Here is a 24,299-nt window from a genome sequence, read left to right on the forward strand (position 1 = left end):
CGTCCGCCGGTCACCGGGTCACCCCGGCGAGCAGCAACTGCTTCCACGACTGGTCTCCCGCCGTCCGGTACTGGCCGCCGGTGCCGCCGAACTGCAGCGGCCGGCCGTCGGCGCCGAGCACCAGGCCAGTCGCCGGGTCGTAGCCGGCGGAGTCGGGGGCGGGCGCCGGGGCGGGATCGGCGCCGGAGGGCCGCGGCGCGTTGGCGGACCCACGGACCCCCGCGCCGGCCGCCCGGTCCTGCGGGCTGCACTGCCGCCCGCCGCCCCGGTACACGCAGGACGGCGGGTCGTTGACGTTCACGGCCAGGCCGAGGTGGGCGGTGCCGTCGCCGGGTGTGACCGTGAAGCCGCCCGCGACGGCGATCGGATAGACCACCAGTAGCTGCTCGATGCCGGCGAGCCGCCGGACGGCGATGCCGTTGACGGTGACCAGGTTGCCGAGCAGGGTGCCCACGGTGGGTTCCAGCCCGCGCAGCAGCGCCTCCAGCTCCTCGCCGGCGGGCGGCCCGTTGGCGAGCAGGCGGCGCAGGTCGGGGTCGGCGGACCGGACGGCGTCGGCGAGCTGGGCGAGCCCTGCCGCCCACCGCCGCAGCGCCTCGGCAGACCGGGCCTGCGTGGCGAGGACGGTACGGCCGTCCTCGATCAGCCGCAGTGTCTGGGGCAGGGCGGCCGTGGCGTCGGCGAGCAGCGCGTCGCCGGCGTCGAGGATGCGCGCCAACGCGCGCTCGTTGCCCTCGAACGCGGCGCCCAGTTCGGTGATCAGGACGGTCAGGTCCTCGGGCCCGACCGACCGGACCAGGGCGTCCAGGTTGGTCAGCAGCACCTCGGGTGCCAGCGGGACGCCGGTGCGATGGGTGGGGATCACCGAGCCGTCGCGCAGGTACGGGCCGGTGTCGCGGTCCGGGCGCAGGTCGACGTACTGCTCACCGACGGCGGAGCGTTGGGCGACGACGGCTCGCAGGTCCTCGGGCACCCGCACGCCCCGCTCGATGCGCAGGTCCGCCCGGACGCCGTCACCGTGCAGGGCGACCGCGGTGACCCGGCCGACGGGCACCCCGCGGTAGGTGACCGGGGCGTTGGGGAAGATGCCGCCGGCGCGGGCGAGGTCGAGGTGGACGACGTACCCGCTACCGAGCAGTCGGTCGCCGAGGCCGACGTAGCGCACGCCGACGTAGGCGATGCCGAGCAGGCTGACCACCACGAACGCGAGGACCTTGAGTGTCGTGCCACGTCCGATCACGGCAGCAGTCCCCCTCCGAGCACGTCCGGCAGGTCACCGATCTGGCCGGTGATCGCCCCGGTCGCCGGCAGCACGCACTGCGCGGTCAGGACCGTGCCGGCGGGCAGTTCGGTCCCGGCGGGGAAGGCGGTGCCGGGCGGCACCAGCCCCTTCGGCAGGATCAGCCCGCCGACGGGCACCCGCGAGCCGGGCCTGAGCAGGACGCAGCCCTCCGGCAGCAGACAGTCCTTCGGCGGCGTCCAGGTCGCCGGGAAGTTCTTCGGGTCGGGCAGGCATTTCGTCAGCGGGAGTTCGGGCAGCGGATTCGCGCCTGGCTGCGCTCCGGGCGTCGCCGGTCCACCGGCCGAGGGTGGCCGCGGGGCGGCGGGGCCGGTCGGCGGGGCCGCCGGGCCGCCCGGCGCGGGCGCGGCGGCGAGCAGGTTGGCCAGGATGCTCGCCACGTCCAGGTCGGCGGTGACGGAGAGGTTGACGAAGTCCCCGACGATCGCGCCGGTGACGTTGGGCGGGAACGGGTAGGACAGCATGAAGTCCAGTGACTTCGGCAGGTCGTCACCGGCGCGGACCAACTGCTCCAGGATCGGTTGCAGCGCCCGTACGCTGGCCAGCGTGTCGTCGCGGCTGCGCTCGACGACGCGGGTGCCGACCCGCCCGAGTTCGCCGAGGGCGGTCAGCGCCTTGGTCAGCTGGGCGCGTTGCCGGTTGAGGACGGTCAGGCCGGGAGCGAGCGACTCGACGGCGTCGCCGACCACCTGTCGCTGTCGGGCCAACCGCCCGGTCAGCCGGTCGAGCGCCTCGACTGCCCGGACGATGTCGGTCTTCTGCCGTTCCAGCCCGCCGATGAAGGTGTCGAGCCGGCGCAGTGAGTCGCGGACGGCCGGTTCGCGGCCTTCGAGCGCCTTCGCCAACTCCTGGTTGATGGTGCGCAGCTGGGCCAGTCCGCCGCCGTTGAGCAGCAACCCGAGGGCGGCCAGCACCTCTTCGACCTCGGCGCCGCGCGCGGTGCGTGCCAGCGGGATGACGTCGCCGTCGGCGAGCCGGCCGCGGGCCGGTTCGGTGGACGGCGTCGCGACGGTCACGTACTTCTCGCCCAGCAGGCTGCTCTGCCGGACGGCGGCGGTGGCGTTGGCGGGCAGCCTGACCTCGCGGTCGATGCGGAGGGTCACCTGGGCGGTCCACCCGGCCAGCGAGATCCTCTCGACGCTGCCGACGGTGACGTCGTCGACCTTGACGGCGGCCTGCGGCACCAGGTCGAGCACGTCGGTGAACTCGGCCGTCACCCGGTAGCCGGTCCCATCGGGGGCCCCGCCGGGCAGCGGCAGGTCGGTCACCTCGGGCAGGCCGCACCCGGCGGGCAGCAGCACCGCGACGACGGCGGCGGCCAGGGCGCGGCGCAGCGGGGCGCTCACGCCGGCCCCCGCAGGATCCCGCCGAGGGTCAGGTCGGGGGCGAGGTCGGGGCCGCCCGGCGCCGGGTGGGTGACCGGCGCGCCGGGTGCCGGGGAGGGCGGGCCACCCGGTGGGACCGGGCCGGCCACCGGGGCGCCGGGCGGCAGCTTGAGCAGCTTGCGTAGCTGGTCGGTCATCGGCAGCTTGCGCGCGTGCAGGGTCTGGGCGAGGGCGTGGCACTTCGCGGGCACCTTCGCCGCCGGCAACTGGTCCACCAGCAGCGAGCAGACGAAGCCGGCGGGGTCGTACGGGCCGGTCGCGTTGGCGCGGGTGTCGAGGGTGCCCGAGCGGGGGTTGTACGCGAGCGCGAGGTTGTTCAGCGCGAGCGGCGCGACGTCGAGGATCTGGATGACCGCCTGCTGCTGGCGAACGAGCACGCGGGTGATGTCGGCCAGCGCGGCCACGTCGGCGGTGAGCACGGTGCGGTTCTGCCGGACGAAGGTGGTGACGTCGGCCAGCGCGACGGAGAGGTTGCGCAGGGCGGCGGTGAGTTCGTCGCGGTCCCCGGCGAGCTGCTGCGCCACGTCGGCCAGTTGCTGGTTGAAGGCGCGCACCTGCTGGTCGCTGCGGGCCAGGGTGGTGGTGAACCGTTGTAGGTTGACCACCGAGCCGAACAGGTCCTGCCGCCCGTCGGCGAGTGTCGACAGGGCGCGCGACAGCCCGGTGAGGGTCTCGTTCAGGTGGGCGCCGTTGCCTTCGAGGTTGGCGCGGCCGGTGGCGACGAGGCCGGACAGGGCGCCGTCGGCGTTCGCCCCCTGCGGTCCGAGGGCGCGGTTGAACTCGTCCAGCGCCTGGTAGATGTCGTCGATCTCCATCGGCGCGGCGGTGCGTGCCAGCGGGATCTCCGCGCCGTCGGCGATGGCGGGCCCGCCGGTGTAGGCGGGGGTGAGCTGCACGTAGCGGTCGCTGACGACGCTGGGAGGGACGATCACCGCCTGCGCGTCGGCGGGGACGTCCACCTCCGGGTCGTACGCCATCGTCACCCGCACCGTGCGCCCCTGCGGGGCCACCGAGACCACCTCGCCCACCCGGACGCCGAGCACCCGCACGTCGGAGCCCGGGTACACGCCGACGGCGCGGGTGAAGTGGGCGACCAGCCGGCGGTGCGGTGGGTCGGACCGCACGGTCACCACGGCGGCGGCGACGGCGGTCAGCAGGACGGTCGCGGCGGCGATAGGGCGTCGCCATCGCCGTACGGGCCCCGGCATCATCGGCCTCCGGTCGTGGGTTGGTAGGGCTGCACCAGCCCGTGCACGTAGGAGTCGAACCACCGGCCGTTGCCGACCACGTTGGCGAACGCGGTGACGAAGGGACCCATCCGTTCGATGGTCAGCTCCAGGTCGTCGCGGTTGAGCTGCAGGATGGCGACCGCCTTGCGCAGCTGGTTGAGCGCGGGGTTGAGCCTGGCCCGGTTGTCGGCGACGAGACCGGACAGCTGAGTGGCGAGTTGGTCGGTGCCGACGAGCAGCTTGTGGATGGCGTCGCGGCGGCGCTTCACCTCGGCCAGCAACGCCCCGCCGTCGGTGACCAGCTTGCGGAACTCCTCGTCTCGGGTGGCGAGCACGCCGGTGACCTGCCGCGCCCGGGTCAGCAGCGACCGGAGTTCGGCATCGCGCTCGGCGACGGTCCGGGAGAGCCGGGACAGTCCGACCAGGGAGGAGCTGACGCTGGCGGGGGTGTCGGCGAACGTCTCGGACAGGGTCGCGAAGGCGGCGGCCAGCTGGTCGGTGTCGACCTTGTCGAGGGTGTCGGCGAGCCCGGTGACCGCCTGCACCACGTCGAACGGCGCGGCGGTGCGGTCCAGGGGGATCTGCCCGCCCTCGGGCAGCCGGCCGGCCCCGGCGGGGGACAGCGCCAGGTACTTCTGGCCGAGGACGGTCTTGATCCGGATCGTCGCGCCCGTGCGGTCGCCGATGCGTACGCCGTCGTCGTCGACCCGGAACCGGATCCGCACGTACGGCCGGCTGTCGCGGGCGAGTTCCACGGCGGTCACCTTGCCCACCCGTACGCCGGCGACCCGCACCTCGTTGCCCACGGCGAGACCGCTGGCGTCGGAGAAGGCCGCCTGGTAGGCGCGGCCGGTCAGCGCGGCCAGCCGGTCGAGTTGGAAGGCGCCGAGCAGCGTCGCGGCGATCAGGGTCAACCCGACGGTGCCGGTGACCACCGGGTTGCGTTCGCGGAAGGGTTTCATCGGGTGCCTCCGGTGGCGCACCGGGCGGCCGGCGCGCTGAACGTCACGGGGTCGAGCGTCTGGCCGGCGGCGGCCACCCGCCCGTCGAAATCGCAGAGGTAGAAGTTGAACCAGGACCCGTACGACGCGACCCGGGTCAGGGACTCGTAGCGCTGGGGGAGCCGGCCGAGGGTGCTGTCGATGACAGCCGAGTTGCGGTTGAGGGTGCCGGCGAGCTGGTCGAGGGCGCGGACGTCCGCGGCGAGCGGCGGCCGCACCTCCCGCAGCAGTGAAGATGTCGCGCCGGTGAGGTCGCCGAGGTTGACCAGCGCCTCGCCGATGGCGGTGCGGTCGGTGGCCAGCCCGGAGACGAACTGCTGCAACTGCTGGATCGCGCGGTCGAGGTCGCGGTCCCGGGTGGCGAGGGTCGCCAGGACGGTGTTGAGGTTGGTGATGACCCGGCCGATGACGGCGTCGCGGTCGGCGAGGGTGTTGGTGAGCGAGGCGGTGCGCCGCAGCAGGCTGGCCACCGTGCCGCCCTCGCCCTGGAGCACCTGGATGATCTCGTACGCGAGCTTGTTGACGTCCGCCGGGTCGAGCGCGGTGAACAACGGCCGGAAGCCGTTGAACAGCACCGTCAGGTCCAGCGCCGGGGTGGTCTGGCCGACGGGGATGAGGCCGTCCGGCCGCAGCGGGCGGCGGTCCCCCGGCCCCTCGGCGAGCGCCAGGTAGCGCTGGCCGACCAGGTTGCGGTACCGGATCTTGGCACGGACGCTGGTGGCCAGCGGCACCTCGTCGCGGACGGTGAAGGACACCTCGGCGACCGTGTCGTCGACGACCCGGATGTCGCTGACCCTACCGACGCGGACCCCGGCGATACGCACGTCGTCGCCGGGCAGCAGGCCGGTGGCGTCGGTGAAGCGGGCGCGGTAGGTCACGCCGTCGGTCGGGAAGGCGCCGAGGGTCTGCGCGAGCAGCCCGGTCAGCAGCAGCGTCACGGCGGCGAAGACGGCCAGCTTGACCAGCGGCAGCGTCGTCTTTCCGGTCATCGGGCGTTCACCACCGCTCCGCGCAGCAGCGGCCCCCACAGCAGGACCGCGATGTCGGGCACCTCGGCGGGCGGGGTGCCGGTGACGGCGCCGACGAGGGGCTTGACGAGGGCCCGTTCCTCGCCGGTGGCGGCCCGCCCCATCGCCGGGGACGCCGCGGCCGCCGGGGGCGGGGCCGCCACGCCGACGGGCAGCGGGACGGGGTTCCGGGCGCCCGAGTAGTCGTACCCGTCGTCGACCGGCACCTCCGGCGCCGGCCGGGCGGGCCGGGGCAGCCCGTGGCAGTGCGGGCCGCCGTCCGCGCCGTAGACCGGCTCGTCGCGGCCGCGCTCGTACTTGCCGCCGTCGCGGGTGACCTCGAGGGTGATGTGCATCCGCCCGCCGGCGAAGACCTCCTCGACGCGGGGTTGCAGGGCGACCAGGCCGCTCATCAGGCACGGATACCCGGGCGCGTAGGTGGCGAGCAGTTCGAGCACCGGCCGGCTGACCGCGCCGAGCCGGATGAGCTGGTCGCCGTGCCGGCCGAGGAAACCCCGGGTGACCTCGGCGGTGTCCGTGCTCTGGGCCAGGAACGCGGCCAGCTGGGTGCGCTGGTCGGTGACGGTCCGGGCGGTGACCGTCACGTCCCGCAGCAGCGCCAGCAGGTCGGGCAGTGCCGCGTCGTAGCTGTCCACCACGACGGCGAGGGCGCGGACGTCCTCCGCGATGGCCGGCATGGCCGGGTTGAGCTGCCGCAGGTAGGCGTCCAGTCGGGTCAGGTTCGCCCCGAGCTGCTCGCCCCGCCCCTCCAGCGCCGTGGCCAGGGCCCCGAGGGTGGCCGCCAGCTGGTCGGGGCGGATCGACTGGAGCAGGGGCAGCGCCTCGTCGAGGACCCGTTCCAGCTCCACCGCCGTGTGGCTGCGGTCCTGGCCGATGACCGCGCCGTCGCGGATCGGCCCTGCGGTGCTCGCCGCCGGCGGGACGAGTTCGACGTAGCGTTCGCCGAAGAGCGTCTTGGGCAGCAGGCGCGCGCTGACGTCGGCGGGGATCCGGGCGGTCCGGGCGGGGTCCAGCGCGAGCCGGAGGGTCGCGCCCGCCCCGTCGCTGCGTACCGAGCGCACGTCGCCGACGAGCACCCCCCGTACCTTCACGTCGGCGCCGTCGCCGAGCTGCAACCCGGCGCGGTCGGTGTGCAGGGTGACCCAGGCGGTCGGGGTGAAGGCCCGGCGGTACTGCAGGACGGCGGCGGTCAGCGCCGTGGCCACCACGACGACGAAGACGATGCCGAGGATGCGATGTCTCATGCTCACCCCGCGATCCGGACGGTGGTCGTGGCGCCCCAGATGGCCAGCGACAGGAAGAAGTCGACGATGTTGACGGCGACGATGGCCAGCCGGACGGCCCGGCCGACCGCGATGCCGACGCCGGCCGGTCCGCCGCTGGCGGTGTAGCCGTAGTAGCAGTGCACCAGCACCACGATCACGCTGAAGACCAGCACCTTCCCGAAGGACCAGAGGACGTCCTCGGGCGGCAGGAACAGATGGAAGTAGTAGTCGTACGTGCCGGCCGACTGTCCGAAGTAGTACACCGCGATGGTGCGGGTGGCCAGGTAGCTGGAGAGCAGGCCCACCACGTACAGCGGGACGACCGCGACGAACCCGGCGATCATCCGGGTGGTGACCAGGAACGGCAGCGACGGCACCGCCATCACCTCCAGGGCGTCCACCTCCTCGGAGATGCGCATCGCACCGAGCTGGGCGGTGAACCCGCACCCCACGGTGGCCGACAGCGCCAGCGCCGCCACCAGCGGTGAGATCTCCCGGGTGTTGAAGTACGCCGAGATGAAGCCGGTGAAGGCACTGCTGCCGATCTGGTTCAGCGCCTGGTAGCCCTGCAGGCCGACCTCGGTGCCGGTGAAGAAGGTCAGGAAGCAGATCACGCCGACGGTGCCGCCGAGCACGGCGAGGGCGCCGCTGCCGAAGCTGACCTCGGCCAGCAGCCGCACCACCTCGCGCTTGTAGCGCCGGACGGTGCGCGGCGCCCAGACCACGGCCCGCGCGTAGAAGGCGAGCTGCCCGCCCAGGTCGTCGAGATGTCGCAGCACCGACACGTCACGTCCCCTTCTGCGGTACGACCTGGAAGTAGACGGCCGTGACGACGAAGTTCAGCGCGAACAGCAGCATGAACGTGAGGACGACGCTCTGGTTGACGGCGTCGCCGACCCCCTTCGGGCCGCCCTTGGCGGTCATCCCCTTGTACGCGGCGACCAGCGCGGCGGCGGCGCCGAACAGCAGCGCCTTCACCTCCCCCACCAGCAGGTCGGGCAGTTGACCCAGGGCCTGGAAGCTGGCCAGGTAGGCGCCGGGGGTGCCGCCCTGCATGACCACGTTGAACAGGTAGCCGCCGCTCACGCCGACGACGCTGACCAGCCCGTTGAGCAGGACGGCGACCAGCATCGAGGCGAGCACCCGGGGCACCACCAGCCGCTGGATCGGATCGATGCCGAGCACCCGCATCGCGTCCAGCTCCTCGCGGATCTTGCGGGAGCCAAGGTCGGCGCAGATCGCTGAGCCGCCGGCGCCGGCGATGATCAGCGCGGTCACGATCGGCCCGGCCTCGCGGACGACGGCGAGCACCGACGCGGCCCCGGTGAACGACTGCGCGCCGAGCTGACGGACGAGCGAGCCGAGCTGCAGGGCGATGACCGCGCCGAACGGGATCGAGACGAGCGCCGCCGGCAGGATCGACACGGAACTGATGAACCACGCCTGCTGGACGAACTCCCGGACCTGCACGGGCCGCCGTCCGATGCCGCGCAGGGTGTCCAGGCAGAACGCGAAGAAGTGCCCGGACTCGCGCATGACGGTCCTCATCGCGGCGCCTGCCGGTCCTGCTCGCGCCAGCGCGCGAACCGCCCGGCCGGCGAGGGATCGGCGACAGACCGGTCCTCGAAGGACCCGGGCGGCGGGGCGACGCCGTGCTCCCGGCACCATTGCCCGGGTGGCCGTTCCGCGCGGCGCGGCCGGCCGTCGGAGGGTTGCAGCTGGGCGGGAATCGGTGGCAGCGGCGGCAGCTCCGCACCGGAGCGGGCCTCGGCCTGGAGTTCCTCGGCGTCCTTCTCCTCGGCCATGCCGATCGGGCCGATCCGTTGGGCGTTGAGGAACTGCCGCACCACCGGTTCGGTGCTGGACAGCAGCATCTCCCGGGGCCCGAACATGGCCAGGTGCCCGTGGTAGATCAGGCCGATGTTGTCCGGCACGGTACGCGCGGTGTTGATGTCGTGCGTGACGATCAGGAACGTCGCCTCGGTCCGCTGGTTGAGGTCGACGATGAGCTGGTTCAGATAGGCGGTGCGGACCGGGTCGAGCCCGGAGTCCGGCTCGTCGAACAGGACGATCTGCGGGTCGAGGACGAGCGCCCGGGCCAGCCCGGCCCGTTTGCGCATCCCGCCCGATATCTCGCCGGGCAGCTTCTTCTCCGCGCCGACCAGACCGACCATGTCGAGCTTCTCGTCGACCACCGCACGGATCTCGGACTCGGACTTGCGGGTGTGCTCGCGCAGCGGAAACGCGACGTTGTCGTAGATGGTCATCGAGCCGAACAGTGCGCCGTCCTGGAACAGCACCCCGAACAGCTTGCGCACCTCGTACAGATCCCGCTCGGAGAGCCGGGGAAGGTTGTTGCCCTCGATCCAGACGTCCCCGCGGTCCGGTCGCAGCAGCCCCACCAGGGTCTTGAGGAAGACCGACTTGCCGGTGCCGGACGGGCCGAGCAGCACCGAGATCTCTCCGGCGGGCAGCGTCAGGCTGATGTCGGACCAGACCGGCTGGCTGCCGAAGGACTTCGTCAGCCCCTGCACCGTCACCTCGACGCCCACGGTTGCCTCCCCTGACTGCCTACTGGGGACATCGCCGCGACCGACCCGACCGTAACAACTACTTTCCGACGGGCCCCGGGCACGGAACGTGCGCTAGGCAAACAGCGTCGGGCTCGATAGCGTGCCGTAATCCGCAGGTAACGAAGGTGTTCCGCGACGCGATGACCACAACGATCGAGCCCGAGCTCGTCCGCCGGGCTGCCCAGGGCGACCGGGCAGCCGTCGCGACGCTGCTCAGCGACGTCCGTCCGGGGCTGGTGCGATACTGCCGCGCGCGGCTGGGCCGGATCGGCGGCGCGTACGTGACCGCCGACGACGTCGCCCAGGAGATCTGCCTCGCGGTGCTGCGGGCGCTGCCCCGCTACCGGGAGCAGGGCACGCCCTTCGCGGCGTTCGTCTACGCCATCGCGGGGCACAAGGTGACCGACGCGCAGCGCGCGGCCGTACGGGCAGCCTCCGTCACCGTCACCGACACGCCTCTCGACCGTCCGGACGCCGAGCCCGGGCCGGAGCAGCAGGCCGTGGCGACCGACCTCGCCCGCCGACTGTCAGTGCTGCTCGACCGCCTGCCCGACGCGCAGCGGGAGATCGTCCTCCTCCGGGTGGCGGTCGGTCTCTCCGCCGAGGAGGTCGGCACCATCGTCGGCATGTCCGCCGCCGCCGTCAGGGTGAGCCAGTCCCGGGCCCTGGCCCGCCTCCGTACCCTGGCAGGCGACACACTCGACGAGGTGGCGGCATGAGCGAGCACAGCGGCGACGGCCGCGAGGAGCTGGACCTGGCGACGATCGCCCGGGACGACCAACTGCTCGACGCCCTCGGCCGGGGCGAGCCGGGGCCGGCCGGCGACGACCTCGCCGCAATGCTGGCTGCCTGGCGCACCGAGGTCTACGCCGTCGACGACGATGACGACCGCCCCCGGCCCGCCGCCGAAGACAACCACGCCCTCCGGCCCGCCGTCGACGCCGCGCCGACGAGGAGGGCCCGGCCGGCCATGTTGGGCCAGGGCGTGCTGCGCCTCGCCGCCGCCGTCATCGCGGTCGTCGTCATCTCCACCGGACTCGGAGTGGGGAGCAGGCACGCCGGACCGACCAGCCCCCTGTGGTCCCTGACCAAGCTGCTCTATCCGGAACAGGCGGACGTGCGCCTGGTCGAACGCACCATCCAGCGCGCCCGTACCGCCGCCACCGCAGGACGGGTGGACGAGGCCCGGGCCCTGATCGAGGAGGCGCGGACAGAGCTCGCCGCGATCGACGACCCGACCGCCGTCCGCCGTCTGAGTGCGGAACTCGACTCCCTGCAACACGCACTGCCCGAACCGGTGGCGACGCCCGCCGCGCCGTCGACGGCCGCCTCGCCCCCGGCGCCCACAGGTGACGGTGGGCCGACGACACCCACCCGGCCCGCCCCGTCGCAGCCCGAGAAACCCACCCCTGACGGATCCCCCGCCCCCGGCCTCGTCGTCCCCCTGCCGGGGCTGCCCACACTGCGGCCGGACCCGGGTCCGCCCACGCGCCTGCCACCCCTGCCCGAGCTGCCCCTCCCCACCGGCCGAATCCTGGGCTAGGCGCCGGCCCGAGCGGCGGCATGGCCGCTCGCCCACGCCGGCTGCCGGGCTCAGGCAGCAGCCGGGGATGGCGGGCTCCGGTCAGCGTGCGCTGCCGCCGTCGATCTCCCGAGCCAGCAAGGGCAGGGACCGGTTTCTGTGTGATTCGTCATACCCGAAGGCTGTTACGAATCGCGGCGCCGTGCCGACAACAACATGGGAGCGCCCTCGTTCGATGGCGGCCCTCGATCACTGCGCACTACCGAGGATGGGGTGATCCTGTTGTTGCCTGACCCGCACCCTGACCCCGCCGCCCGGCTGCCCGGCCTGTTCCGGGCGGTGGTCGGCGCGATCGACGAGGCCGACTGGGACTGCAGCGTGTCGTCCGAGGGTCCGTTCCGGGTGGGGGACGTGCACCGGGAGGTGGTCCAGGTGTCAGCGTGGAGCCGCACCGGCGATCGACTGTGGGCGGTCTTCGTCGCCGACGCGCCGCCCGGCCGGCCGCGTCCGCCGTTCACGCCGCTGCACGCGCTGGTGGGGCATGGGGTGGCGGCTGCCACCGCCTCGGTGACCGACGCACTGGCCTTCGTCCGCGGGCATCCCCGCTCCGGGCACCCCGATCCCGCGCCCGATCGGCCGCGCCGGCCGCACGGCCCCGACGGACGGTCCTGCTCGGCGGCCAGGCCGACGCGGCGGCGCTCCTCGCCCGGTCCGCGGACCGGGGGCAGCACCTGCACAAGGTGATCGACACCGCCGCCGGGACGCCGCACAGCGGCCGTTGTAACGAGAAGGACCACCGACCGCGCTCATCCATTGACGAGCTGGTCAGATCATGATCGAGTCCGGTCGACGAGGAAACGATTCGAGGCGGCACGGAGACACCACGGACAGGGCGCACGCCCGTGCGGGGCACCGGTGGCGCGGGTCGGGCGACCGGAGGAGCACATGCAGGGTGAGCTGCAGCGCATCGTCGACGCTCTCGCCGCCCACGTCGGGCGTCCGGCGTTGATCGAGGACCGGCGTCAGCGCCTGGTCGTCTACAGCGAACACACCGGGTTGATGGACGACGTCCGCAAGGCGTCGATCCTGCGCCGGCAGACCACGCCCGAGGTGATGGCCTGGTTCCGCGATGTCGGCATCCTGGAGGCCCGGGAGCCGGTGCGCACGCCGCCGTCGAAGGAACTCGACCTCCTGCCCCGGGTCTGCGTGCCCGTCCGGCACCACGACCTGCTCCTGGGCTTCGTGTGGTTCATCGACCCGGACGGCACCATGACCGGCGCGGACATCGAGGCCACCGGGCTGGTGAGCGAGCTGTCGCTGGCGCTCTACCGGGAGAACCTGCTCGGCGAGCTGGCCTCCCGACGCGAGACGGAGGCGGCGCGCACGCTGCTGTCCGACAACGAGACGACCCGTGACCGGTCGGTGCGGGCGCTGCGGGAGGCCGGACTCATCGTCGGGGACGGGCCGGCGACCGCCCTCGTCGCGCAGCTCGTCACGCCCGGCGGCCAGGCGCCCGACGAGACGGCCCGCTTCGCGCTGGAGCAGGCGCTGGTCAGCACCCGGCGCTGGATCGGCACCCGGGAGGCGCTGCACGTGGTGCGCGACGACCACGGCGTGCTGCTGCTCTGCGGCGACCGGGGGGCCGGCCGCCCCTCCCCCGAGGTCGCCGCCAAACTCCTGGACGACAACCTCCAGCAGGCGATCCGTGGGCTCGCCTCGGTCGAGCGCACCGTCGTCGGCGTCGGGCAGGCACGCTCGGGCCTGGCCGACGCCGTCGGGTCGTACGCGGAGGCGCTGCAGTCCGCCCGGGTGGGCGTCCGGCTGCCCGCCCTGGGCCGCGTGGTCTCCTGGTCCGCCCTGGGCATCTACCGGGTGCTGTCGCGACTGGACGACCGGCACCTCGACATCGCCGACGTGCACCCGGGGCTGGAGCGGCTGCTCCGCGAGCAGGCGAACCCGGTGCTGTTGGACACCCTGGAACGCTATCTGGACCTGGCCGGCAACGCCCACGCCACCGCCGAGCAGCTGCGGCTGCACCGCACCACCCTGTACTACCGGCTGCAGCGGATCGAGGAACTCGCCGAGACCGACCTGAAGGACGGCAACGAGCGACTCTGCCTGCACCTGGCGTTGAAGCTGGGCCGACTCACCGGCCACTACCGGCCGGAGGGCTGAGGCCCCGCTGAGACCGGCCGGAAGGCCGAGGCCGCGCCAAGGCCGGGCGGAGGGCTGCGGCCGAGCGGCCCGCCGGGACGCGGGCCCGGTGGCGACGGGCGGAACGGGACGCCCGGCGCACCGCGCGTCCCGTCCCCGGGCCTCCTACAGGCCGGCCCGCACCGCCGCCGGCCGGCCGCCGACGACGGGCAGCTCGATCCGGCTGCGGTCGAAGTGCACGGTGATGTCGGCCCGGTTCTGCTTCGCCCGGCTGCTGTAGCCCGAGTACGAGCCGAGCAGGACCACGCCGATCTGGTGACCGGCGTCGAAGACGTAGTCCTCGGGGAGCAGCCGCACGTCGACCGCCGTCTTGACGCCGGGCACCAGCGGTGTCGACGCGGTCAGCGAGGTCAGGTTGTGGCCGTCGAGGATGCCCTTGGTGACCAGTTCCTGCGGGTTGCTGGCCACGGTCTTCTCCGTCTGCCGGTAGCAGGCCTCCTCGGCGTGCCCGCCCCAGGTGGCCTCGCCGCCCCAGCAGTCCTCCCCGGCCAGGGTACGGATGCCGTCGCCGGAGGTGCTGAACCTCGGCCGCGTCCCGTAGTCGACGAGCAGGCCGGCGAAGCTGGTGTCCGTGCCGTCGACCGACGCGTTGATCTTCACCACGGGCGAGCCGGAGACGTGCAGCGGCGCCCGCAGCGGCGCGGACAGGAACACCAGCCGGTTCTCCGTGTTCGCCAGCGGATCCGACGGGTGCCGGATGGCGTTCGTCTGGCTCATCGAGGGCGTGTCCTGGAACGTCGCCGAGGCGTTGCCGGGGTGCGGACCCGCCGACAGGCCCCCGGCCGCGCCGTCGACACCGGGCCGCAGGAACACCTGGGTCGGCTGGGCGCCCGGCAGCGGCCAGGTGGCGTGGGACTCCCAGACGTCCGGTGCGCGCTCGACGTCGACCGCGGGCTCGGCCATGATGCCGTTGTCGATGCCGTACAGCCAGTAGTCGAACCACCGGTGCAGCGTGTCCACCCACCTGGCGCGGCGGAAGTCGAACGGGTCGACGTGGCCGGTGCCGGTCAGCCACAGCTTGCGGGGGACGTCGTGCGCCGCCAGGGCGTTCCACCAGGTGCTGAAGTGGTCCGGCCGGACGTTGTTGTCGTTGAGGCCGTGCACGACGAAGACGCTGGCACGCACCTGGCCGGCGTGCGGCACGTAGTCCCGCTCGGCCCAGAAGTCGTTGTAGTCGCCCGTGACGTCGTCGACGCCGTCCCCGAGCCGGTCCCGCACCGGCGCGCAGTGCGCCCTGCGGTCGGGGTCGGTGACGGTGTTGGCGAGGCTGCCCGAGTAGTTGTTGGCCCGGGTGACCAGGCCGTTGCTGCGCGAGTAGTCGTACCAGCTGGAGATGGCCGAGATCGGCACGATGGTGGCCAACCCGTCCACCCCGCTGGCCGCGGCCGCGTTGGCCAGCGTGCCGTCGTACGACTTGCCGATCATGCCGGTCCGGCCGTTGTGCCAGTCGGCGACGACGGCGCGGCCGGCGGCGTCCCGGCCGGGGCGGCGGCCGTTGAGCCAGTCGATCGCCGTCGGCGCGCTGACGTTGTCGGCGCGGCCGCCGGTGACCGGGCAGCCCGTCGAGTTGTTGGTGCCGATCATGTCCAGCAGCACCACCGCGTACCCGCGCGGGACGAAGTAGTTGTCGTAGTACAGCGGCCAGCGGTCGTTGAGGCCGTCGCCGTCGAGGTCGGCCTTGCACTCCCCCTCGTTGCCCCGGCACACCGTCGAGTAGTAGGGGCTGGCGTCCATCACCACCGGCACGCGCAGCCCGTCGCCGGCCCGGGGCCGGATGATGTCCATCGCGACGACGTCGCGCGCGCCGTCGGCGTCGGTGTCGACGTCGGAGGTGACGAAGACCCGCTCGCGGATCGCGTCGCCGTAGCCGAACACCGGCTGGGTGACCCCGGCCTCGACGACCGGCCCGATGCTCTCCGCGGCGGGCCGCGCCGTCGCGGTGGCCGCCGGCAGGCCGACGGCCACGGTCGCCACGACCACCACCGCCGCCCGCCACCAGGTTCTCGTGGTTCGCATCGCGCTCCTCCCGTTCCGGCACCCGCCGTCGGCCCGCCGCGCTCCGGCGGGAGGACCAGGAGGTCGCCGGGCCATCAGCTTGATCGAAGCGTACGAATGGGAACGCGGCCGGTCATCGGACACGTGTGGCAGGTGCGCCTCCCCGGCTCCTACGTCTGTCGCAGGCACCCCGGCCCCCGCCGGCCGCCGTCGGCGTACGACAGGCGTAGGAGGCGGCGGCACGCGATTCCAACAGGTGCCCGATGACCGGACGGCGCGCCGGCCATAGGTTCGGCGACGTGCGGTTGTCGGGTCGCGCCACGATCCCGCGGATCATCGGGCGTTTCGTGGTACCGGCCCTGTTCGCGGCGCTGTTCGCCGCCCCGCTGTGGTTCATGGTGGTCGGCTCGCTGCGCCCCGCCGGCCTGCCCCCGCCGCGTACCCTCGAACTCCTCCCGCCCGAGCCGACGGTGGCCGCCTACGCCCGGCTGCCCGAGCTGATCCCGCTGTTCCGCTACCTGGCGAACTCGGCGCTGGTCGTGGCGCTCGCCGTGCCGTTGACCGTCGCCGTGGCGTCGCTGACCGGTTTCGGGCTGCGGCTGCTCGCGCCGACGGCCCGTCGGCGGGTGGTCCTCGGCCTGCTGGCGGTGCTGCTCGTCCCGGCCACCGCCGTCTGGGCGACCCGCTTCGAGCTGTTCCGCCTGGCCGGCGTGGTCGACACGTACGTCCCGCTGCTGGCCCCGGCGGTGCTCGCCGGCAGCCCGTTCCTGGTGCTGCTCTACGCCTGGAGCTTCGGCGGGGTGCCGGAGACCCAGCTCCAGGCGGCCCGCCTGGAGGGCGCCGGGTGGCTGACGGTCTGGCGGCGCGTCGCGATGCCCCAGGTGCGCCCGGCGACCCTCGCGGTGGCCGTGCTGGCCTTCACGTTCCACTGGTCCAACTTCATCGACCCGCTGTTGTACCTGCACAGCGGCGACCGGTACACCTATCCGCTCGGCCTGCAGTTCCTGCGGCTGTTGAACCCCACGGACTGGCCACTGCTGATGGCCGGCTGCGTGGTCGCGACCGTCCCGTGCGTGCTGGTGTTCCTGCTGGCCCAGCGGATCCTGCTGCACGACGACCCCCTGGCCGCGCTGAGATCTGGAGGACGCAGGTGACGAACACCCGGGCACGACGGTGGATCGGCCTGGTCATGGCCGTCCTGTTGGCCGGCTACGCCGCCGGCTGCGGCGGCGGGGACCGCGCCGACGACGCGTCGGGCATCACCGTCGTGCTGTTCGGCGACGCCGAGGAGGTCGCCGGCTACCGCCGCATGGTGGCCGCGTTCGAGGAGGCCCACCGCGACGTCGACGTCAACCTCTCCCCCGTCGCCGGCCAGGACGAGCTGATGGCCCGGCTGACCACCTCGTTCGCCGGGGGCAGGCCGCCGGACGTGTTCCTGCTCAACTACCGCCGCTACGGGCAGTTCGCCGCGCAGGGAGCGATCGAGCCGGCGCAGTCCTACCTGGAGCGCAGCACCGTGCTCAAGGAGAGCGACTTCAGCCCCCAGGCGCTGGACGCCTTCCGCTTCGACGGCAAGGCCCTGACCTGCCTGCCGCAGAACCTCTCCTCGCTGGTCGTCTACTACAACGCCGGCCTGTTCGCCGCCGCCGGCGTGCCGCTGCCGAAGGCCGGCTGGACCTGGGACGACTTCCTGGGCGCCGCCCGCGCGCTGACCCGCGACGGCCGCTACGGGGTGGGCGTGGAGCCGTCCGTGCCCCGGCTCGCGCCGTTCGTCTGGTCCAACCGCGGCGAGCTCGTCGACGACCCGGCCCGCCCCACCACCCTGACCCTCACCCGGGACCCGGCCACCCGCAGGGCCGTCGACTGGTTCCTCGACCTGCAACTCACGCACCACGTCGTGCCGCCGGACGCCGAGGAGCAGAGCGAGTCGAGCGAGGCCCGGTTCCTGCGCGGCACCCTGGGCATGTACCTCAACAGCCGGGTGGCCGTGCCGACGCTGCGCACCATCGACGGCTTCACCTGGGACGTGGCGCCGCTGCCGGTCGCGCCGGGCGGCGTGCCCGCGTCGATCCTGCACAGCGACGCCTACTGCATGGCCGCCGGCCTGCCCGACCACGGCGACGCCTGGCGGTTCATCGAGTTCGCGATGGGCCCGGCCGGCCAGCGGATCCTGGCCGAGTCCGGCCGCACCGTGCCGTCCCGGCTCGACGTCGCCAACTCACCGGCGTTCCTCGACCCGGCCGCGCCGCCGAAGTCGTCGCGGGTCTACCTCGACGCCGCGCCGCACCTGCGCGCCACCCCACGCACCGCCACCTGGTCCCGCGTGGAACGGGAGGCCGGCACGCTGCTGGAGGAGGTGTTCTACGGCCGGGTCGGGCGCGAGGAGGGGCTGCGCCGGCTGGAGGAGCAGAGCCGGCCGTTGTTCGCCCTGCCGACGGGAGCGGGCGGGTGACCGGACGCGGGGCGATCCGGCTGGAGTCGCTGACCAAGGTGTACGGGCGGACCATCGCCGTCGACGGGATCGACCTGGACGTGCGGGCCGGCGAGATGATCACCCTGGTCGGGCCGTCGGGCTCCGGGAAGTCCACCGTCCTGCGGCTGATCGCCGGGCTGGACCGGCCGGACCGCGGCCGGGTCGTGGTCGACGGCCGGGACGTCGCCCTGGTGCCGCCGCACCGGCGGGCCGTGGCGATGGTCTTCCAGGACTACGCCCTCTACCCACACCTCACCACGCTCGGCAACCTGACGTTCGGCCTGCGGGTGCGCCGGGTCCCCCGCGCCGAGGCCGACCGGCGGGCCCACGCCGCCGCCGAGCGGCTGGGGATCGCCGACCTGCTCGACCGGCACCCCGACGAGATGTCCGGCGGGCAGCGCCAGCGCGTCGCCCTGGCCCGCGCCCTGCTGCGCGAGCCCAGCGTCTACCTGCTCGACGAGCCGCTGGCCAGCCTGGACGCGCCGCTGCGCTTCGCCACCCGGGCCGACCTGCTCGCCCTGCACCGTGACCTCGGCACCACGACCGTCCACGTCACGCACGACCAGGCCGAGGCGATGACCCTCGGCGACCGGGTGGTCGTCCTCGACGGCGGCCGGATCCGGCAGGTCGGGCCGCCGCAGCAGGTCTACGACGAGCCCGCCGACACCTTCGTGGCCGGCTTCCTCGGCAGCCCGCCGATGAACCTGGTGCCCGGCGGCGGCACGCTGGGCGGCCAGCCCGGCGTGACCCTCGGCGTACGGCCGGAGGACCTGGCGCTCGACACCGAGGGCCCGGTCGAGGCGACCGTCGAGGCGGTGGAGGCGCTCGGCAGCGAGGCCGTCCTGCTGACCCGGTGCCCCGACGGCACCCGCCTCGTCGTGCGGACCGGGCCGCGGCCGGGCGTACGGCCGGGCGACCCGGTGCGGCTACGCCCCGACCCGGACCGGATCCACCGCTTCGACACCGCCACCGGGCGGCGCCGGTGAAGGCGGTCCGGGCCGGCCGGCAGCTCACCGCCTGGGCGTTCCTCGCCCCGTACGCCGTAGCGGTCGCGCTGCTGGTCGCCCTGCCCGCGCTGCTCAACGTCGGGTACGCGTTCACCGACCACACCGGGCTCACCCGGGACCCGCAGTTCGTGGGCCTGGCCAACGTACGCCGGATGCTGGCCGACGGTTTCCTGCTCGACAGCGTGCAGGCGTCCCTGACGCACGTGGCGCTGGCCGTGCCGGTCCGGCTGCTCGCCGCCGTGGGGCTCGGCCTGCTGCTCGCCGCCCCCCGGCCGGGCGGCCGATGGTTCCGGGTCGCGGTCTACCTGCCGACGGTCGTCCCCGACGTCGCCCTGGCCGTGCTGTTCCTGTGGGTGCTCAACCCGCTCTACGGCCCGCTCAACCAGGTGCTCGGGCTGTTCGGCCATCCCGGCTTCACCTGGCTGTCGGACCCGACCACGGCACGGGTGGCGGTGGTCCTGATGCTGGCGTTCCCGATCGGCGAGGGCTTCGTCGTCGTCCTCGCCGCCCGCCGGATGCTCGACGGCCGGCTCTACGAGGCGGCGGCGCTGGAGGGCTGCGGCCCGCTCGGCCAGCTACGCCGGCTCACGCTGCCGCTGCTGGCTCCCGTGCTGGTGCTGCTGGCGGTCCGGGACACGATCCTCACCCTCCAGGTGAACTTCGTCCCGGCGTACGTGCTCACCGACGGCCGGCCCGCCAACGCCACGCTCTACCTGCCCGTCTACATCTTCGACCAGGCCTTCGAGTTCTCCGGCTTCGCGTACGGCGCGCTCATCTCGACGGCGCTGATGGCGCTCACGGCGGTCGTCATCGCCGCCCTGCTGCTGATGGTGCGCCGCTGGCGGGTGCTGCGGTGAGGTGGCATCCTGCTGCGATGAGACTCCGGGTGTTCGCGGTCGCCGCCACGATCCCGCTGCTCGTCGCCTGCGGCGGGACGGACGCCCCGCAGGCGACGGGGCGGGGCCCCGGGATGCTGGCGAACCTGCCCAGTTGCGACCGGGTGCCGCTGGACACCGAGCCGGAGGTCGACGCCCGGGTCACCGGCCTGGTGCTGCCCGACGGCGCGCGCGTCACCTCGGTGGTGGCGCAGGGCGCCCTGACGACGGTCGAGGCCACCGTCCGGATGACCCCGCTGGACGTACGCGCCCAATACGAGGGCCGCACCGACGTCGAGCTGCTGCGCGTCGAGGACGAGGTCTTCGAGGCCGAGGTGCTGACCCGGGCGCAGCAGCGGCGGATGTACCTGCGGGCCGGCGCGCTCTGCGCCGACGGCACCACGCTGACCGCGGTGGTGGGGCCGGACTCGGAGGACGCGGGACTGCCGGAGTTCCAGCGCGGATAGCGACGGCGCTCGACAGGTGTCCTAACCCGACGACCGGAATCCCAACAGTTGCCGGGTGACGCCGGTCACCGTGCTGTCTACCGTGCGACGCACGACCGGATCTCGGTCGCACCCGCACACGGACGGGAGATCCGCATGAGTCCCACCCTCGTCCGAGGTAGACGCGTCCTGCCGGTGGCAGCAGCCCTGGCGCTGCTGACGGCGGCCGCGTTGACGACCTCGATACCGTCGGCCCGCGGCGAGGAGTCGCTGGCCACCAGCAGCCCCACCGGGCCGATGGAGCTGCCCGCCGAGTGGATGACCGCCCAGCGGCTCAGCGACGGCAGCACAGACCTGTCCGCCGCCAAGTACGCGAAGGCCCGCGGCGAGGCGAACCAGCTCGCCGCCCGCACCCGCAGCGCCTACCGCGACCTCGCCGGGGAGCAGTGGCGCTTCTTCGGCCCGAGCAACATCGGCGGCCGGGTGGTCGACATCGCCGTCGATCCGCAGGTCGCCGACCAGATCTTCATCGCCGCCGCCTCCGGCGGCATCTGGCGCTCCGCCGACGCGGGTGCCACCTTCGAGCCGGCCTGGCCCGACGGTGGGATGCAGAGCATGGGCGCGGTCGCGATGACCACCGACGGTGTGCTCTTCGCCGGCACGGGCGAGGCGCAGCCGGGCGGCGGTTCGATCACCTTCGGCGGCGACGGCGTCTACCGGTCGCGGGACCGGGGCCGGACGTGGCAGCGCGTCGGCCTGGCGAACAGCCACGCCATCGCCCGGTTCGCCATCGACCCGGGCAACCAGGACCGGATCTTCGCCGCGGCCGCCGGCAACCTGTTCGTGCCGGGCGGCGAGCGGGGCGTCTACCTCTCCGAGGACGGCGGCGACACCTGGCGGCAGGCCCTCGCCCCGCCGAACGCCACCACCGGCGCGACGGAGGTCCTCATCGATCCGCGGAACCCGAACCGGGTGTACGCGGCGATGTGGGACCACCTGCGCGAGCCGCACCAGCGCACCTACGGCGGGCCCGGCTCCAGCCTGTGGCGCTCCGACGACGGCGGACGGACGTGGGAGCGGATGACCACCGGGCTGCCGACCGACGCCGACCAGGGCCGCTGGGGTCTCGCCCTCGCCCCGAGCGACCCGGACCGGCTGTACGCGTACGTCGGCACCGCCCTCGGCCCGTTCCGCGCCTTCTACCGCTCCGACGACGGCGGCGACACCTGGACGCAGACCCCGGTCAACGCCAACCAGGCGTCCCAGTCCACCTTCAGCTGGTGGTTCGGCAAGCTGTTCGTCGACCCGGCCGACGCCGACCACGTGTTCCTCACCGGGGTCAACCTGCGCCGCTCCACCGACGGCGGGCAGAGCTTCGGCAACGTCGGCGGCGTGCACGCCGACCAGCACGTGCTGCGCTGGGATCCCAAGGTGCCGGGCCGGGCCTACCTCGGCAACGACGGCGGCTTCTACCGCTCCGACGCCAACGGGGTGAGCGGCTGGGTCAAGTCCACGTACGAGCCGTACACCCAGTTCTACACGGTGGACGTCGCGCAGACCGACCCGGCGCTGAAGGTCGGCGGCGCCCAGGACAACGGCTGCAACCGTGGCTACAACGGCGTGGGCGGCCCGTGGAACGCCATCGGCTGCGGCGACGGCCTCCAGGTGATCATCCATCCGGAGAACCCGAACATCGTCTTCGGCTGCAGCCAGTACGGCTCCTGCTACCGCTCGGAGAACGCCGGCGCCGCGCCGCGCCAGTCCATCGGCCCCGGCCAGACGACCTCGGACCGGCGCAACTGGCTCACCCCGCTGCAGTTCGACCCGAGCGACCCGGACGTCATGTACTACGCGGGCAACGTCGTCAACCGGTCGACGGACAACGGCCGCACCTGGACGGCGATCAGCCCGGACCTCACCGGCGGCGGGCCGAACGACCCGTCGGGCTACCCGTGGGGCACGATCACCACGATCGCGGCGGCCCCCACCGACGGCGACAAGCTCTACGTCGGCACGGACGACGGCAGGCTGTGGTGGACCGACGACCTCGGGGGCACCTGGACCCAGGTCGACCCCGCGCAACTGCCCGGGACGTGGGTGACCCGGGTGGCGGCGCACCCCACGGACGCCAACATCGCCTACGCCACGTTCTCCGCGTTCCGCTCCGGCAGCGACCGCGCGCACGTCATGATGACCCGCGACGGCGGCCGCACCTGGACGGACATCGGCGGGGGGCTGCCCGACGCGCCGGTCAACTCCGTGGTGCCGACCGCCGACGGCCTGTTGCTGGTCGGCACCGACGTCGGGGTGTTCGTGTCGGCGTGGAACGGCGGCGAGTGGGCCTCCCTCGGCGGGGAACTGCCGGCGGCGGCCGTGATGTACCTGCGCTACCACGAGCCGACCCGGCAGCTCACCGCCGCGACGTTCGGACGGGGTGTCCACGACCTCACCGTGCCGCGGTGCCCGGCGGCGTCGACCCGGCTGCCGCTGCGCGAACCGGGCGTCGGCGTGGTCGGCGTGCTCGCCTCGTGCCGCGCGGCGTGACCCGCTGAACGCGGGGGCGGGTGTGCGTCGCACTCCCGCCCCCGCACACGCGCGGGGCCTCCGCCCGACATGGCGGAGGCCCCGTTTACTGCCGTCAGACCGGGCCGGTCAGCACCAGCCGCTGATCGGGCCGTTCACGCCGGTCCACAGGTAGGCGTCGGAGACCCAGGTGCCGTCGCTGAGCCGGTTCCACAGCGACGTGGTGCCGTACCGCCCGGTGTGGGAGGTGCCGTTGGCGGAGCAGGAGACGGTGACCGTCGCGCCGTCACCCACCGAGCCGAGCACGGCGTAGCCGGTGCCGGGGCCGGACCGCTTGGTCAGCGAGCCTCCGCCGTTGGCGTCGACGACCGCCTGGTTGAAGCCCAGCGCGCCGTAGTTGTAGATCGCGCTACCGGCGCCCCGCCAGGTCGAGCCGTGCCGCGCGCCGCCTTGGTAGGCCGAGGCACCGTTTTCGAACACCCACTTGCCGAGGCCGTGGCCGGCGATGGGCACGTAGGCGCTGTTCTGCCGCAGCCCGAAGTGGACGTGCCGGCCGTAGGCGGCCCCGCCGCAGGTGACGTCGGTGCCCGTGTAGCCCAGGTAGGCGCCCTGGCCGACGGCGGCGCCGTTGACCGAGATGCTGCTCCACAGGTGGTAGTAGTCGGTGGAGTAGCCGCGGTCGTGGATCACCCGGATCCACCCCCGGCACATCGTGTACGCCGTGCCGGCCCGGGCCGCGCGGACCACCTCGTCGCCGCCCGCGAGGTCGATCGAGCTGTACGGCGTCTCGTAGCCGCCCCAGCCGTGCGGGCCGCTGGTCAGTGTCCAGGTCTGGCCGACCGCGAACGGTAGGGCCATGCCGGTCCGGTAGTCGCCGCCCGCGTACATCGTGCCCGGGGTGCGGGTGAAGACCTCCTTCTCCTGCTTGCCGACCAGGGGCGACTCGGCGGCCAACTCGCCGAACTCCGCCTCGCCGTCGAAGCTCACCTGCCACCCGCCGGCCTCGGCGTGAGCGATGAAGATCGCGCCGGTCGGGTGGATGTCCTCCTCGTGGGAGGTGACGGCGACGGCAGTGCCGAAGGCCCATCTGCCGCTCTTGCGGGTGACGGTGATCCGCGTGTCGGCTGCCTCGGCGTGTGCCTCGCCGGCGGCCCGGGCCTGCCCGAGCAGCTTGGCGGTCACGGCCTGCTCGACGCTCGCCCGGGCCGGGTCCGGCGTGGGCGCGGCGGCGTGCGCAGCGGTGCCCGCGACCAGGAGTTCCGTCGCCAGGAGGGCCGTGGCAATGCCGGCCCATCGTCTGATGTGCACCATTGACGACCTCTTTCAAATCGAAGGACATCGCTAAGTGGTGCTGACGATAGACAGAACCAAGAACATTGTCTACATGTTGACACGCTGGCAATGAAGGTATGTTTCGGCCCGCCGGCCGCGTCGGCGAGGCGCGGCCGGCGGACGCCCGAGTG

The 24,299-nt window shown here is 73.5% G+C and carries 21 protein-coding genes; 10 read left to right on the forward strand and 11 right to left on the reverse strand.

Annotated elements, in window-relative coordinates; genetic code table 11:
* Positions 1-10: 10 nt before the first annotated feature.
* Genes ACGFZ2_RS27920 through ACGFZ2_RS27960 form a run of 9 tightly spaced genes read right to left on the reverse strand, consistent with a single transcriptional unit; the run spans position 11 to position 9,760 of the window.
* A complete protein-coding gene (locus tag ACGFZ2_RS27920) occupies positions 11-1,240 on the reverse strand; it encodes an MCE family protein (protein ID WP_393458543.1) in 1,230 nt (409 codons plus the stop codon).
* Positions 1,237-2,646 (reverse strand): MCE family protein, encoded by a 1,410-nt coding sequence (locus tag ACGFZ2_RS27925; RefSeq protein WP_393458546.1) that lies wholly within the window; start codon positions 2,644-2,646, stop codon positions 1,237-1,239. The genes ACGFZ2_RS27920 and ACGFZ2_RS27925 overlap by 4 nt, the downstream gene beginning before the upstream one ends.
* A complete protein-coding gene (locus tag ACGFZ2_RS27930) occupies positions 2,643-3,893 on the reverse strand; it encodes an MCE family protein (protein ID WP_393458549.1) in 1,251 nt (416 codons plus the stop codon). The genes ACGFZ2_RS27925 and ACGFZ2_RS27930 overlap by 4 nt, the downstream gene beginning before the upstream one ends.
* Complete coding sequence (locus ACGFZ2_RS27935) at positions 3,893-4,876, reverse strand: MCE family protein (RefSeq protein WP_393458552.1); 984 nt, start codon at positions 4,874-4,876, stop codon at positions 3,893-3,895. Before ACGFZ2_RS27935 ends, ACGFZ2_RS27930 begins: the two co-directional genes overlap by 1 nt.
* Positions 4,873-5,904, reverse strand: a complete 1,032-nt coding sequence (locus ACGFZ2_RS27940; protein WP_393458555.1) for an MCE family protein — start codon at positions 5,902-5,904, stop codon at positions 4,873-4,875. The genes ACGFZ2_RS27935 and ACGFZ2_RS27940 overlap by 4 nt, the downstream gene beginning before the upstream one ends.
* A complete protein-coding gene (locus tag ACGFZ2_RS27945) occupies positions 5,901-7,187 on the reverse strand; it encodes an MCE family protein (RefSeq protein WP_393458558.1) in 1,287 nt (428 codons plus the stop codon). Before ACGFZ2_RS27945 ends, ACGFZ2_RS27940 begins: the two co-directional genes overlap by 4 nt.
* A gap of 2 nt (positions 7,188-7,189) precedes the next feature.
* Complete coding sequence (locus ACGFZ2_RS27950; protein ID WP_393458561.1) at positions 7,190-7,993, reverse strand: MlaE family ABC transporter permease; 804 nt, start codon at positions 7,991-7,993, stop codon at positions 7,190-7,192.
* A 1-nt stretch (position 7,994) separates the two neighbouring features.
* The gene (locus tag ACGFZ2_RS27955; RefSeq protein WP_393458564.1) at positions 7,995-8,756 is read right to left on the reverse strand and encodes an MlaE family ABC transporter permease; all 762 of its coding nucleotides are present in this window, start codon (positions 8,754-8,756) and stop codon (positions 7,995-7,997) included.
* Positions 8,753-9,760, reverse strand: coding sequence for an ABC transporter ATP-binding protein (locus ACGFZ2_RS27960; RefSeq protein ID WP_393458567.1), 1,008 nt, complete (start codon positions 9,758-9,760; stop codon positions 8,753-8,755). The genes ACGFZ2_RS27955 and ACGFZ2_RS27960 overlap by 4 nt, the downstream gene beginning before the upstream one ends.
* A gap of 161 nt (positions 9,761-9,921) precedes the next feature.
* Between ACGFZ2_RS27960 and shbA the strand changes: the two genes are divergently transcribed.
* From shbA to ACGFZ2_RS27980, 4 genes are all read left to right on the forward strand, one after another.
* Positions 9,922-10,500: an RNA polymerase sigma factor ShbA gene (shbA, locus tag ACGFZ2_RS27965; protein ID WP_393458570.1), complete on the forward strand. Its 579-nt coding sequence runs from the start codon at positions 9,922-9,924 to the stop codon at positions 10,498-10,500.
* Positions 10,497-11,324: an anti-sigma-D factor RsdA gene (locus tag ACGFZ2_RS27970; RefSeq protein ID WP_393458573.1), complete on the forward strand. Its 828-nt coding sequence runs from the start codon at positions 10,497-10,499 to the stop codon at positions 11,322-11,324. Before shbA ends, ACGFZ2_RS27970 begins: the two co-directional genes overlap by 4 nt.
* Before the next feature lie 252 nt (positions 11,325-11,576).
* Positions 11,577-12,047, forward strand: coding sequence for a hypothetical protein (locus tag ACGFZ2_RS27975; RefSeq protein ID WP_393458576.1), 471 nt, complete (start codon positions 11,577-11,579; stop codon positions 12,045-12,047).
* A 201-nt stretch (positions 12,048-12,248) separates the two neighbouring features.
* Complete coding sequence (locus ACGFZ2_RS27980) at positions 12,249-13,478, forward strand: PucR family transcriptional regulator (protein WP_393458579.1); 1,230 nt, start codon at positions 12,249-12,251, stop codon at positions 13,476-13,478.
* Between the two features lie 144 nt (positions 13,479-13,622).
* Here ACGFZ2_RS27980 and ACGFZ2_RS27985 read toward each other — a convergent pair whose 3' ends face one another.
* Positions 13,623-15,533 (reverse strand): Xaa-Pro dipeptidyl-peptidase, encoded by a 1,911-nt coding sequence (locus ACGFZ2_RS27985; RefSeq protein WP_393458582.1) that lies wholly within the window; start codon positions 15,531-15,533, stop codon positions 13,623-13,625.
* A 242-nt stretch (positions 15,534-15,775) separates the two neighbouring features.
* Here ACGFZ2_RS27985 and ACGFZ2_RS27990 point away from each other — a divergent pair, with 242 nt between their 5' ends.
* From ACGFZ2_RS27990 to ACGFZ2_RS28015, 6 genes are all read left to right on the forward strand, one after another.
* On the forward strand, positions 15,776-16,666 hold the full coding sequence (locus tag ACGFZ2_RS27990; RefSeq protein ID WP_393458585.1) for a carbohydrate ABC transporter permease: 891 nt from the start codon (positions 15,776-15,778) through the stop codon (positions 16,664-16,666).
* The gene (locus tag ACGFZ2_RS27995; protein WP_393458588.1) at positions 16,663-17,964 is read left to right on the forward strand and encodes an ABC transporter substrate-binding protein; all 1,302 of its coding nucleotides are present in this window, start codon (positions 16,663-16,665) and stop codon (positions 17,962-17,964) included. Before ACGFZ2_RS27990 ends, ACGFZ2_RS27995 begins: the two co-directional genes overlap by 4 nt.
* On the forward strand, positions 17,961-18,971 hold the full coding sequence (locus tag ACGFZ2_RS28000; RefSeq protein ID WP_393458591.1) for an ABC transporter ATP-binding protein: 1,011 nt from the start codon (positions 17,961-17,963) through the stop codon (positions 18,969-18,971). The genes ACGFZ2_RS27995 and ACGFZ2_RS28000 overlap by 4 nt, the downstream gene beginning before the upstream one ends.
* Positions 18,968-19,849 (forward strand): carbohydrate ABC transporter permease, encoded by an 882-nt coding sequence (locus tag ACGFZ2_RS28005; protein WP_393458594.1) that lies wholly within the window; start codon positions 18,968-18,970, stop codon positions 19,847-19,849. Before ACGFZ2_RS28000 ends, ACGFZ2_RS28005 begins: the two co-directional genes overlap by 4 nt.
* 17 nt (positions 19,850-19,866) lie before the next feature.
* Positions 19,867-20,334 carry a hypothetical protein gene (locus ACGFZ2_RS28010; protein WP_393458597.1) on the forward strand — a complete coding sequence of 156 codons (468 nt, stop codon included), beginning with the start codon at positions 19,867-19,869 and terminating at the stop codon, positions 20,332-20,334.
* A gap of 135 nt (positions 20,335-20,469) precedes the next feature.
* Positions 20,470-22,857, forward strand: coding sequence for a WD40/YVTN/BNR-like repeat-containing protein (locus ACGFZ2_RS28015; protein ID WP_393458600.1), 2,388 nt, complete (start codon positions 20,470-20,472; stop codon positions 22,855-22,857).
* 108 nt (positions 22,858-22,965) lie between these two features.
* On the opposite strand, the gene ACGFZ2_RS28020 is transcribed toward ACGFZ2_RS28015, so the two are convergent.
* On the reverse strand, positions 22,966-24,147 hold the full coding sequence (locus tag ACGFZ2_RS28020) for a peptidoglycan DD-metalloendopeptidase family protein (protein WP_393458603.1): 1,182 nt from the start codon (positions 24,145-24,147) through the stop codon (positions 22,966-22,968).
* Between the last annotated feature and the right edge of the window lie 152 nt (positions 24,148-24,299).

The sequence above is a fragment of the Micromonospora sp. NPDC048063 genome, assembly GCF_043202855.1.
Taxonomy (GTDB): Bacteria; Actinomycetota; Actinomycetes; order Mycobacteriales; family Micromonosporaceae; genus Micromonospora.